General features: G+C 67.7%; 10 protein-coding genes. 2 read left to right on the top strand and 8 right to left on the bottom strand.

The window, feature by feature from the left end:
* Positions 1-115: 115 nt before the first annotated feature.
* Genes BAMB_RS16660 through BAMB_RS16650 form a run of 3 tightly spaced genes read right to left on the bottom strand, consistent with a single transcriptional unit; the run spans position 116 to position 1,304 of the window.
* Entirely contained in the window at positions 116-556 is a 441-nt protein-coding gene (locus BAMB_RS16660) for a DUF1801 domain-containing protein (RefSeq protein WP_011658345.1), read from the bottom strand.
* The gene (locus tag BAMB_RS16655) at positions 553-984 is read right to left on the bottom strand and encodes an SRPBCC family protein (protein WP_011658344.1); all 432 of its coding nucleotides are present in this window, start codon (positions 982-984) and stop codon (positions 553-555) included. Before BAMB_RS16655 ends, BAMB_RS16660 begins: the two co-directional genes overlap by 4 nt.
* Positions 981-1,304 (bottom strand): ArsR/SmtB family transcription factor, encoded by a 324-nt coding sequence (locus BAMB_RS16650; protein ID WP_011658343.1) that lies wholly within the window; start codon positions 1,302-1,304, stop codon positions 981-983. The genes BAMB_RS16655 and BAMB_RS16650 overlap by 4 nt, the downstream gene beginning before the upstream one ends.
* A 700-nt stretch (positions 1,305-2,004) precedes the next feature.
* On the opposite strand from BAMB_RS16650, the gene BAMB_RS16645 reads away from it, so the two are divergent.
* Complete coding sequence (locus BAMB_RS16645; RefSeq protein WP_011658342.1) at positions 2,005-3,744, top strand: S53 family peptidase; 1,740 nt, start codon at positions 2,005-2,007, stop codon at positions 3,742-3,744.
* 72 nt (positions 3,745-3,816) lie between these two features.
* On the opposite strand, the gene BAMB_RS16640 is transcribed toward BAMB_RS16645, so the two are convergent.
* The 5 genes from BAMB_RS16640 to BAMB_RS16620 form a co-directional block, all read right to left on the bottom strand.
* The gene (locus BAMB_RS16640) at positions 3,817-5,226 is read right to left on the bottom strand and encodes an MFS transporter (RefSeq protein ID WP_041491623.1); all 1,410 of its coding nucleotides are present in this window, start codon (positions 5,224-5,226) and stop codon (positions 3,817-3,819) included.
* 213 nt (positions 5,227-5,439) lie between these two features.
* Positions 5,440-6,276, bottom strand: a complete 837-nt coding sequence (locus BAMB_RS16635; protein ID WP_011658340.1) for an ABC transporter permease — start codon at positions 6,274-6,276, stop codon at positions 5,440-5,442.
* 37 nt (positions 6,277-6,313) lie between these two features.
* Complete coding sequence (locus tag BAMB_RS16630; RefSeq protein ID WP_011658339.1) at positions 6,314-7,576, bottom strand: ABC transporter permease; 1,263 nt, start codon at positions 7,574-7,576, stop codon at positions 6,314-6,316.
* A gap of 102 nt (positions 7,577-7,678) precedes the next feature.
* On the bottom strand, positions 7,679-8,725 hold the full coding sequence (locus BAMB_RS16625) for an ABC transporter substrate-binding protein (protein ID WP_011658338.1): 1,047 nt from the start codon (positions 8,723-8,725) through the stop codon (positions 7,679-7,681).
* Between the two features lie 77 nt (positions 8,726-8,802).
* Positions 8,803-9,897, bottom strand: coding sequence for an ABC transporter ATP-binding protein (locus BAMB_RS16620; RefSeq protein ID WP_011658337.1), 1,095 nt, complete (start codon positions 9,895-9,897; stop codon positions 8,803-8,805).
* 108 nt (positions 9,898-10,005) lie between these two features.
* Between BAMB_RS16620 and pdxR the strand changes: the two genes are divergently transcribed.
* A complete protein-coding gene (pdxR, locus tag BAMB_RS16615; protein WP_011658336.1) occupies positions 10,006-11,529 on the top strand; it encodes a MocR-like pyridoxine biosynthesis transcription factor PdxR in 1,524 nt (507 codons plus the stop codon).
* The last annotated feature ends 17 nt before the right edge of the window (positions 11,530-11,546 follow it).

Raw genomic sequence — 11,546 nt, 5'->3', positions numbered from 1 at the left:
GCCTCGCGGCGGTTGCGGCCGATTTGAATGCCCGACCTCGTGTCGGGCTTTTTTTCGCCTGCCCGCCGGCGGCGGGAAGGCGGCGGCCGGGCCGTGCGCCCGGTGTGCCGGTGCGTCAGGCGGCCTTGTCGGCTCGCGCCTTCGCGCCGGCGCCGGTGCGCGCGTTCTTCTTCAGGTGCGCGCGGTTGTAGTCGATCGCCGCGCGAACGAGGCGCTTCAGCCCCCGCTTGTCGAGCTTGTCGCCTTCGAACCAATCGATCGAGCGGCGCGCATTGCCGTCGAGGCCCCCATTGAACAGCCCGTCGGGATCGGGCAGGTGCGCGCCGTGCATGAAGGTCAGCTTCACCTTGCCCTTGTGCGCGTTCGCGACCGCGATCATCCCATCGCACGCCCACACGGGGCTGCCCATCCATTTCCATTCCTCGACGATGCCGTCGTCGACGGCGAGGATCGTCTCGCGCACCTCGGCGAACGTCTTGCCGCGCCAGTCGGCGATCCCCGCGATCAGCGCGTCGATACGGGCCGACGGCGGCAGGCCCGGGTCGGATGCGCTCATGCCCGGCCCTCCTCGTCTTCATCGGCACGCGCGACCACTTGTTCGAGCGAGTCGAAGAACCGCACCCACCCTTGCTGCGCACCGCGGTATGCCTGTTCCTGATCCGCGCGGAAGCCGGCCTGCTCCATGCGCAACAGCGTGCCGCCCGGCGTCGGCGTGAGCGTCCATGTGACGACGCTTTCCAGGCCATAAGCGGCCCACGTGTAGGACAGCACGCGCTCCGGTTCGATCGTCAGCAACGTGCAGTCGACCGAACCCCAGTCCGCGTGAAAGCTGAACGTGCGGCCCGCGACGGGCTCGAAATCGCTCTTCATCAGCCACGCCTCGATCAGGTGCGGTTGCGTGAGCGCGCGCCAGATCTTCTCAGGCGAATGCGGCAGTTCCCGTTCGACGACGACGGTGCGTGTTTCGGAAGTGGGCTGGTTCATTGATCCATCCTGTTGAGCAGATCTTCGAGAGCGTCGAACCGGTTCTGCCAGAAGCCTGCCATCTGGCTGGTCCAGTCGATCAACGGAGTCAGCGCCTGCGGCTGCGCGCTGTAGTGCGTCTGCCGGCCCGCGTGACGGTCGCTGACGAGCCCGGCCTGCTTCAGTACACCCAGATGCTTCGATACCGCCGGCTGCGACACGCCAGCATGGGCCGTCAGCGCGGCCACGGTCAGCTCGCCCTCCTCGCACAGCCGCTCGAAGAGCGCGCGGCGCGTCGGATCGGCAAGCGTCCTGAACAGCGTGTCGTGAGTGTTTTGCATGTTTCAATCAATAACTCGATGGTTATGGATTGAAGGATAGCCGCGCAATGGTGCGCGTCAAGGAGGAATTTCGCGGGGGGCGTCGTGCGATCCGTTCGCGTGGGTGTTCGTCGCGGCGAGCCGAACGGTGGCCTACCGGCGCGCGACGGACCTCACGCGCGCATCGCTCCCGCGTCGCCGCATGAATTCGAGCCCTTCCTCTAATCGGCTCACCCGGCCCGAGAACCGAAAGCACGCTGCAAGACTCGGCAACGCGCTGTTCCACAGTTCGGGAAAGGCGCGCGATCGACCGGCCCCGTTTTCGTGAATCCGCCCATCGGGACGTCGTCGCACGGATGCCGCGGCCGCACTTGACCACATAGTGCGACGCACGACGCGCGCAGGCCCGCTCGCGGCCAATGTGCTCGCGCGGCGCTGCGCTCCGTAATCGCGCGCATTCCGGCACGGCAACGAACGACGCGTGCGTTCAAACGTCGTCGACCGTCGCGCGGGCGCGCCGCGAACCGGTTCCCTTCATCGGGGCTGCGGCCGCCTGCACGAACGACATGGCGCAGCCCCACGAGCAAGCCGATGTCAGATCTGACAGCTATGGAAACTGGCAGCTACCTGAACGGCACCGACGCCCTACGCTCGTGACCGCTCGCGGCCCCACAAGGGCCGGGGGTTCCAGCAACGTCGTCCCTCCTCAAAAGGACTCCCGATGAAAAGGAACACCTGGTTTGCGCTGCCCCTTCCGTCGCCCCGCCACCTCGCGTGCGCGGTCCCGCTCGTGTTCGCCGCCGCCGCAGCCCATGCGGCGACGGATTGGGTCGATACCCATACGAAAGCCTTTCTGACCGGCCCGCAGTTGATGGCGCGCAGCGCGGCGCCGTCGCTCGAACTCGCGGCCGGCGAGACGACGGACATCGTCGTCAGCCTAAAGCTGCGCAACGCCGCGCAGCTCAAGCAACTCGCGCACGACGTGAACCGGCCCGGCAACGCGCATTACCGCCAGTACCTCACGCACGAACAGTTCCTCGCCGGCTACGCGCCGACCGAAGCGCAGGTCAAATCGGTCGTCGACTATCTGCGCAAGAGCGGCTTCGTGAACATCGACGTCGCGCCGAACCGGCTGCTGGTGTCCGCGCACGGCACGGCCGGCACGGTGAAGACCGCGTTCAACACGTCGCTCGTGCATTTCGAGTACGCGGGCCGCTCCGGCTTCGCGAACGCGTCGACCGCGCAGGTGCCGCATGCGCTCGGCGACGTCGTCGGCTCGGTGCTCGGGCTGCAGAACGTCGCACGCGCACGGCCGATGCTGCGCATCGGCAACGTCGCGAAGCCACAGGCGCTCGCGGCCGGCACGGCCACCGGCCATTATCCGAAGGAATTCCCGGGCCTTTACAACGCGACCGGCGTGCCGACCGCGGCCGGCGTGACCGTCGGCATCATCACGATCGGCGGCGTGTCGCAGACGCTGCAGGACCTGAGGCAGTTCACGTCGAGCAACGGTTACGGCACGGTCACGACCCAGACCGTCAAGACCAACGGCACCGGCACGAGCGGCAGCTACAGCGACGACCAGGACGGCCAGGGCGAATGGGATCTCGACAGCCAGTCGATCGTCGGCTCGGCCGGCGGCCAGGTCGGCAAGCTCGTGTTCTACATGGCGGACCTGAACGCCGCCGGCAACACGGGGCTCACGCAGGCATTCAATCGCGCGGTGTCGGACAACACCGCGAAGGTGATCAACGTGTCGCTCGGCTGGTGCGAGACCGATGCGAACGCGGACGGCACGCTCGACGCCGAAGAGCAGATCTTCACGACGGCCGCCGCGCAAGGGCAGACGTTCTCGGTATCGTCGGGCGACGAAGGCGTGTACGAGTGCAACAACCGCGGCTATCCGGACGGCGGGAACTACACGGTGTCGTGGCCGGCCGCGTCGCCGCACGTGCTCGCGATCGGCGGCACGACGCTGTACACGACGTCCGCGGGCGCCTTCTCGAACGAGACGGTGTGGAACGAGGGGCTCGACGGCAACGGCAAGCTATGGGCGACGGGCGGCGGCGTCAGCTCGATCCTGCCGGCGCCGTCGTGGCAGTCGGGCAGCAACCGTCAGTTGCCCGATGTATCGTTCGACGCCGCGCAAGGCACGGGCGCATACATCTACAACTACGGCCAGTTGCAGCAGATCGGCGGCACGAGCCTCGCCGCGCCGATCTTCACCGGCTTCTGGGCGCGTCTGCTCGCGGCAAACGGCACGGGCCTGGGCTTCCCGGCCGGCAACTTCTATGCGGACATTCCGTCGAACCCGTCGCTCGTGCGCTATGACGTCGTATCGGGCAACAACGGCTATCAGGGGTATGGCTACAGCGCAGGCAGCGGCCGGGATCTGACGACCGGCTTCGGCAGCCTGAACATCGCGAACCTCAACAAGCTGATCCAGACGGGCGGCTTCTGAGCGTGACGCGAGGGCCGGCGCGCGACGGAAGTTCGGCGTGCGCCGGCCGAAGCATTTCCAGGCTTCGGTGTACTACTCCGTCGCCCGCTCCTTCACCGGCACCGGCGCGCCGACGCGATGCGACGGCGCGAAGAGCCGCAATCCGCTCGCGACGCTCGCGGCGCCGGCAAAGCCTGCACCGAGCATCAGCGCGAGCGTCGGCCCGTGACGTCCGGCGACGCCGAACGACAGCGCGACGAGCGCCGCGCCGGTCGCCTGCCCGATCAGCCGCGCGGTCGCGATGATCCCGCTCGCGCCGCCACTGCGCTCGGGCGGCGCGCTGGACATCAGCGCCTTCAGGTTCGGCGACTGGAAGAAGCCGAAGCCCGCGCCGCACAGCATCATCCGCCAGCCGATGTCGAAGACGTTCGGCGCGGCCGGCAGCGCGGCGAGCGCGACCATCCCCGCGCTCAGCAAGGCGAGGCCGATCGCGCCGAGCAAGCCGGGCGGATAACGGTCGGACAGCCGGCCCGCGATCGGCGCGGCGAGCGCGACGACCGCCGACCACGGTGTCATCAGGAAGCCGGTCTCCACCGCGCTGCGATGCAGGACGGTTTCGAAGTAGAACGGCAGCGATACGAACGCAAGCCCCTGCGCGGCAAACGCGCATACGGCCGTCAGCGCGGACAGCGTGAACACCGGCCGGCGGAACAGGTCGACCGGCAGCATCGGCGCCGGGTGTCCGGCCTGGCGGCGGATTAGCAGCCAGCCGAACGTGAGCGCGACCGCGGCCGCCGCGAGCACGACGGACAGCGGCCCGCGCTGCGCGAATTCGCCGAGCGCGAAGATCAGCGACGCGAACGTGATCACATTGAACAGCGCGGCGAGCGGATCGAACACATGCTTGCCGCGCGCCGACTGCGGCAGCGACGGAATCGCGACGGCAAGCGCGAGCACGCCGAGCGGCACGTTCACCGCGAACAGCCACGGCCAGGCGGCCACCGACAGGATCAACGACGCGATCGTCGGCCCCACCGCGAACGACACGCCGACGACGAGCGCGTTGAAGCCGACGCCGCGCCCGAGCCGGTGCGCGGGAAACAGGTTGCGGATCAGCGCGACGTTCACGCTCATGATCGCGCTCGCGCCGAAGCCCTGCACGATCCGCGCCGCCGTCAGCTGCGGCAGCGTCGACGCGAGCGAGCAGCCGAGCGACGCGAGCGTAAACACCGCGAGGCCCGCGACATACACGCGCTTGTGGCCGACGATGTCGCCGAGCGACGCGAACGGCAGCAGCGTCGCGACCATCGCGAGCTGGTAGGCGTTGATGATCCACACCGATGCGGCCGGCGACGCATGCAGGTCGGCGGCGATCGCGGGCAGCGCGGTGTTCGCGATCGCGGTGTCGAGCGTCGCGAGCGCGACGGCCAGCAGCACGGCGGACATCGCGCGCCAGTTGACGGCCGGCTCCCGGGCGCCGGCGGAGGAAGCGAATTCGGACAAGATGAGGCTCGGCTGACGAGCGACGCGCGGCGTCGCGGAATTGAGCGGCGCGGCGGCGCATGCCATGCGGTGAAACCGGTTCACGTACCGTCGCGACCCGTATTGTTACAGAGCCGCATCGAACCTGCAGGCAAGCGCGCCGTCAGTCAGCGAAACGAAAGCTTCGGGATGCCGCGTCGGGTGCGCGGCATCGTTGAGGACGCAACGATCGCGCTACGACACCGCGCGTCGCGCGTTGCGTCCGCGCAGCCATTCGAGCACGAGCAGCAGGCTCGTCGAGAAGATGATCAGGATCGTCGCGAGCGCGGCGATCGTCGGGCTGATGTTCTCGCGAATGCCTGTGAACATCTGGCGCGGCAGCGTCGTCTGGTCCGCGCCGGCGAGGAACAGCGTGACGACGACTTCGTCGAACGACGTCGCGAATGCGAACAGCGCGCCCGACATCACGCCCGGCGCGATCACCGGCAGCGTCACGCGGAAGAACGTCGTGACGGGATTCGCGCCGAGCGACAGGCTCGCGCGCACCAGGTTCTGGTTGAAGCCCTGCAGGGTCGCGGCGACCGTCGTCACGACGAACGGCACGCCGAGCGCCGCGTGCGCGGCGATCAGCCCCGTGTAGGTATTCGCGAGCCCGAGCGGCGCGAAGAACAGGTACATGCCGACGCCGACCACGACGACGGGCACGATCATCGGCGACAGCAGCACGGCCATCAGCAGCCCCTTGCCGCGGAAGTCCGCCTTCGTGAGGCCGATCGCGGCGAGCGTGCCGAGCACGGTCGCGACGACGGTCGCCGACGGCGCGACGATGAAGCTGTTCTTCGCGGCCATCCGCCACTCGTCGGACGCGATCAGGTTCTCGTACCAGCGCGTCGAGAAGCCGGGGATCGGATAGACGAGGAACGTGCTCGACGAGAACGACAGCGGCACGATCGCGAGCACCGGCAGGATCAGGTACAGCAGCGTCAGCACGACGAGTACGCGCAGCGCGACATACCACGCGCGTTCGACGAACGACATGTGCGGCGCGAACAGCGGCCTGGCGAGTTTCATGGTCGACATCCCCTTCCTGTTTCCCTGTGCCCGGCGCTCAGCCGAGGCTCACGTTCGAGCGCGTGAAGCGCCCGTACACCGCATACAGCACCAGCGTCGCCGCGAGCAGCAGCCCGCCGAGCGCGCACGCCATGCCCCAGTTGATCGTCACGTTCGTGAAGTACGCGACGTAGTAGCTGACCATCTGGTCGTTCGGCCCGCCGAGCAGCGCGGGCGTGATGTAGTAGCCGATCGCGAGGATGAACACGAGCAGCGCGCCCGCGCCGACGCCCGGATAGGTCTGCGGCACGTACACGCGCCAGAACGCCGCGAACGGATGGCTGCCGAGCGACACGGCCGCGCGCTGGTAGGTCGGCGGGATCGACTTCATCACGCTGTAGAGCGGCAGGATCATGAACGGCAGCAGGATGTGCGTCATCGAGATGTACACGCCGACGCGATTGAACAGCAGCGCCAGCGGATGCGAGATCAGCCCGCTGCCGATCAGCGCCGTGTTGATCAGCCCCTCGCTTTGCAGCAGCACGATCCACGCGGCCACGCGCACCAGCACCGACGTCCAGAACGGAATCAGCACCAGGATCATCACGAGGTTCGCGCGCCGATCCGACAGCGTCGAGATCCAGTAGGCGAGCGGATAGCCGAGCAGCAGCGCGAACAGCGTGACCGCGACGCCGATCACGAACGTGCGGCCGAAGATCGACAGATAGATCGACTGGTCGGGATCGGCCTGCACGATCCGGCCGAAGCCGTCCTGCTTGTGGTCGAGTGCGGCGAGCAGGTAGAACGGCGACACCTGGCTGCCGTTCTTCGCGATCGCCTGCCAGTACGCGGCGTCGCCCCAGCGCGCATCGAGGTCGAGCAGTTTCGCGCGCGTTTGCGCGGGCGTCAGCGCCGCGACGGCATCGTTGTCGCCCTTCAGCGGCATCGCACGCGCCGTCTTCGCGACGAGCGAGCGGTAGCCGGGAATCTCGGTGTTCAGGCGCCGCGCGAGCGCGCCCATCGCCTCGCTGTCGGCGACCTTCGTCATGTCGGCCGCGAGCGCGACGTACGCGGCGTCGGCGGGCGGCGCCTTGCGGTCCCAGCCCGACAGCGCGGCGACCGTCTTCGGCAGCGCGGTCGCGATCTCGGGGTTCTGCACCGCGCGCGTAAGCAGCGTGCCGATCGGCACGACGAAGATGAGCAGCAGGAAGATCGCGAGCGGCGCGACCAGCAGCAGCGCCATCGTGCGCTTGCGGGCCTCGGCGGCCTTCAGTTCGCGCTTGAGCGCGGCTGTCGACGGCGAGGAAGGAGCGATCGTCATCGTGTTCAACGGTTCTCTCCGGCCGGGCTCGATCCGGCGGAATGCCGCGCGACGCGTTCGGCGCGTCGCGCGGCAGGTTGCATCAGGACAGCCTGAAGACGCTTACTTCGTGGCCCATGCGCTGAAGCGCTGCTCGAGCTCGTCGCTGTGGTCGGTCCAGAAGCCGATGTCCTCCAGCACCGCGTTCTTGCCGTTGGCCGGCGAGTTCGGCAGGTTCGCGAGCGTCTTCGCGTCGAGCGACTTGATCGCCGCGACGTTCGTCGGCCCGTACGCGATGTGCTGCGCATACGCTTGCTGCGGCTTCGGCGTGAGCGTGTACGCGATGTACTTCTCGGCCAGCGCCTTGTTCGGCGAGCCCTTCGGAATCGCCCAGTAGTCGAGGTCGTAGATGCTGCCGTTCCACACGACCTTCAGGTTCTTGCCTTCCTTCTGCGCGGCATCGATGCGGCCGTTGTACGCGGTCGACATCACGACGTCGCCGGCCACCAGGAACTGCGGCGGCTGCGCGCCGGCTTCCCACCACTGGATGTACGGCTTCAGCTCGTCGAGCTTCTTGAACGCGCGGTCCTGGCCGGCCTTCGTGCCGAGCACCTTGTACACGTCCTTCGTCGCGACGCCGTCAGCCATCAGCGCGAATTCGAGGTTGTAGCGCGCGCCCTTGCGCATCCCGCGCTTGCCGGGGAATTTCTTCACGTTCCAGAAATCGGCCCAGCCGGTCGGCGCGGACTTCAGCTTGTCCGCGTTATAGGACAGCGCGGTCGACCACACGAAGAAGCCGACGCCGCACACCTGCGGCGCTTCCGGAATCAGGTCGGACTTCTTCGCGATCTTCGACCAGTCGAGCTTCTCGTACAGCCCTTCGTCGCAGCCGCGGTTCAGGTCGCCCGATTCGACTTCGACCACGTCCCAGTTGACGTGCTTCGCCTCGACCATCGCCTTCACTTTAGCCTGCTCGCCGTTGTACTCGACGGCCGTGACCTTGTTGCCGGTCGCCTTCTCAAACGGCTGGTTGAATGCGGCTTTCTGCGCGTCGCCGTTCGCGCCGCCGAAGTTGACGACCGTGAGTTCGGCCGCCGTGGCCGATGCGCCGACGACAGCCAGTGCCAGTGCGAGCGCGGTGCGACGTGCGGTTGAGCTTGCTCCGTTCATGATGGTTCCTCTCCTCTCGTGGTGGAAATGGGCTTTGTTGTTGACGACGTGCTACGGAAAAACGGTGAAACCCTGTGTCACGCGAACACGCGCAGGTGCTCGGGCGCGAAGGCGAGCGCGACCGGTGCGCCGGGCGCGAACGCGTGGAGCGCATCCGTGCCGAGCGGCACTTTCACGAAGCATTCCTCCTGGCCCGGCAGCGCGCAGCGCATGCGCACGTGATCGCCGAAATAGATGAGACTGCGCGCCTCGCCGGTCACGCGGTTGGCGGCGCCATTCGCGTGACCGTTGGCCGCAAGGCTCATGCGTTCGGGGCGGATGCAGGCGACGGCCGGCGCGCCTTCGGCCGCATCGCCGATGCGGCGCCCGACGAGCTGCGTGCCATCGTCGAGCCGGAATTCGCAGAAGTCGCCGTCGACGCGCGCGATGGTGCCGCGCAGCCGGTTGCTGTCGCCGATGAAGTTCGCGACGAATTCGTTGCACGGCGATTCGTACAGGCAATCGACGGTATCGAGCTGCTGCACGATGCCCTTGTCGAACACGGCGACGCGATCGGACATCGTCAGCGCCTCGCCCTGATCGTGCGTCACGTAGACGAAGGTCACGCCGAGCTTCTCGTGCAGCGCCTTCAGTTCGTACTGCATGTGTTCGCGCAACTGCTTGTCGAGCGCGCCGAGCGGCTCGTCCATCAGCACCAGCTTCGGCTCGAACACGAGGGCACGCGCGAGCGCGATGCGCTGCTGCTGGCCGCCCGACAACTGCGCCGGATAGCGCTTCGCGAAGCGTTCCATCTGCACCATCTTCAGCGCATGCGCGACGCGCTCCGCGCGCTCGGCGGCCGACAGCTTGCGCACCGTCAGCGGATACGCGACGTTCTGCTCGACGGTCAGGTGGGGGAACAGCGCGTAGTTCTGGAACACCATGCCGATGTTGCGCTTGTGCGGCGGCACGGTATTCAGCAGTTCGCCGTCGAGCCAGATTTCACCGCCCGTCGGAAACTCGAAGCCCGCCAGCATCATCAGGCAGGTGGTCTTGCCCGAGCCGGACGGCCCGAGCAGCGTCAGGAATTCCCCTCGGTGGATATCGAGGTCGAGCGATTTGACGACCAGCGTCTCCCCGTCGTAGGTCTTCCGCACGCCGCGAAAGCTGACGATCACATCATCGGACTTCATCGTGGCTGTCCCCTTGCTGCGCGACAATTGATTATGAGATGAGATTCACTATACGGCGCGCACGGTCCTACAATAGGGAACCATTTCAATATTCCGCGTGGGACCACTTTGGACACCGTCATCGTCGCCGACTGGCTGTCCGGCCGAATCGACCGCAGCTCGCCCGAACCGATGTACCGGCAGTTGCTGCAGCTGATGCAGCAGGCTATCCTGACCGGCGAATTGGGGCCGGGCACAAAACTGCCGAGTTCGCGCACGCTCGCGGCCGACCTGTCGATCGCGCGCAATACCGTGCTGCACGTGTACGACCAGCTCACCGCCGAAGGCTACGTGCTGACGACGACCGGCAGCGGCACCTACGTGGCCGACACGCGGCCGGACGCCGCCGTCATCCACGCGCCGGGCGCCGCGCCGCCGCCGTCAGCCGCCGACGAAGCGCCGTTGCCGGACGCGCACGGCGGCCTGTCGATGCGCGGCCGGCAACTGATCGAGCACGCGGGCGTATCGCGACGTCAATGGGGCGCGTTCATGCCGGGCGTGCCGGACGTATCGGAATTCCCGAGCCGCACGTGGAGCCGCCTGCAGGCGCGACTGTGGAAGGAAGCGAATCCCGAGCTACTGACCTATGCGCCGGGCGGCGGCTACCGGCCGCTGCGACGCGCGCTCGCCGACTACCTGCGCGTCGCGCGCTCGGTCAAATGCTCGCCGGACCAGGTGATCATCACGACCGGCATCCACCAGTCGATCGACCTCGCGGTGCGGCTGCTGTCCGACATCGGCGATCGCGCGTGGGTCGAGGAGCCGTGCTACTGGGGCGTGCGCAGCGTGCTGCAGGCGACCGGCCTCACGCTCACGCCGGTGCCGGTCGACCAGGAAGGCATCGATCCGAGCGCGGCCGACATGCAGCAGCCGCCGCGGCTCGTGCTCGTCACGCCGTCGCACCAGTATCCGCTCGGGATGGTGATGAGCCTCGCGCGGCGCCGGATGCTGCTCGAATACGCGCGCCGGCACCGCTGCTGGATCATCGAGGACGACTACGACAGCGAATTCCGCTACGGTAGCCGCCCGCTCGCGTCGCTGCAGGGGCTCGACGACGGCGGCCGCGTGATCTACGTCGGCAGCCTCGGCAAGATGCTGTTCCCGGGCCTGCGGATGGGCTACATGGTCGTGCCCGAGCATCTGGTCGACACGTTCCGCACCGGGCTGTCGGAGCTGTATCGCGAGGGCCAGCTGATGCAGCAGGCCGTGCTCGCCGAGTTCATCATGGATGGGCACCTGACTTCGCACGTCAGACGAATGCGCACGCTGTACGGCGAGCGCCGGCAATTGCTGATCGATGCGATCCATGCGCGCTTCGGCGACGCGCTGCCGGTGATGGGCGACGAAGCCGGCCTGCATCTGGTGCTCGGCCTGCCCGACGCATGCGACGATCGCGCGGTCACGCAAAGCGCATTCGACGCGGGCGTGATCGTGCGCCCGCTGACCAGCTACTACAGCCGGCTGGACACCGCGCGCCGCGGCCTGCTGCTCGGCTATGCATGCGTCGCGCACGAAGGCATCGGCCCCGCGTTCGACACGCTCGCGGCAACCATCGAACAGCACCTGCCGCGGCACTTCACGCGCGCGTCGTGATGGCGTGCGCCATCGTG

Origin of the sequence: Burkholderia ambifaria AMMD, from assembly GCF_000203915.1 — a bacterium.
Taxonomy (GTDB): Bacteria; Pseudomonadota; Gammaproteobacteria; order Burkholderiales; family Burkholderiaceae; genus Burkholderia; species Burkholderia ambifaria.
The sequence above is the reverse complement of the archived record's forward strand: the minus strand, read 5'-3'. Positions and strand labels throughout refer to the sequence as shown.

What these genes read in the sequence shown, in the direction of transcription:
- BAMB_RS16660 (WP_011658345.1), bottom strand. Translation starts at nt 556, where the DNA reads ATGAGCGCATCCGACCCGGGCCTGCCGCCGTCGGCCCGTATCGACGCG.
- BAMB_RS16655 (WP_011658344.1), bottom strand. Translation starts at nt 984, where the DNA reads ATGAACCAGCCCACTTCCGAAACACGCACCGTCGTCGTCGAACGGGAA.
- BAMB_RS16650 (WP_011658343.1), bottom strand. Translation starts at nt 1,304, where the DNA reads ATGCAAAACACTCACGACACGCTGTTCAGGACGCTTGCCGATCCGACG.
- BAMB_RS16645 (WP_011658342.1), top strand. Translation starts at nt 2,005, where the DNA reads ATGAAAAGGAACACCTGGTTTGCGCTGCCCCTTCCGTCGCCCCGCCAC.
- BAMB_RS16635 (WP_011658340.1), bottom strand. Translation starts at nt 6,276, where the DNA reads ATGAAACTCGCCAGGCCGCTGTTCGCGCCGCACATGTCGTTCGTCGAA.
- BAMB_RS16630 (WP_011658339.1), bottom strand. Translation starts at nt 7,576, where the DNA reads ATGACGATCGCTCCTTCCTCGCCGTCGACAGCCGCGCTCAAGCGCGAA.
- BAMB_RS16625 (WP_011658338.1), bottom strand. Translation starts at nt 8,725, where the DNA reads ATGAACGGAGCAAGCTCAACCGCACGTCGCACCGCGCTCGCACTGGCA.
- BAMB_RS16620 (WP_011658337.1), bottom strand. Translation starts at nt 9,897, where the DNA reads ATGAAGTCCGATGATGTGATCGTCAGCTTTCGCGGCGTGCGGAAGACC.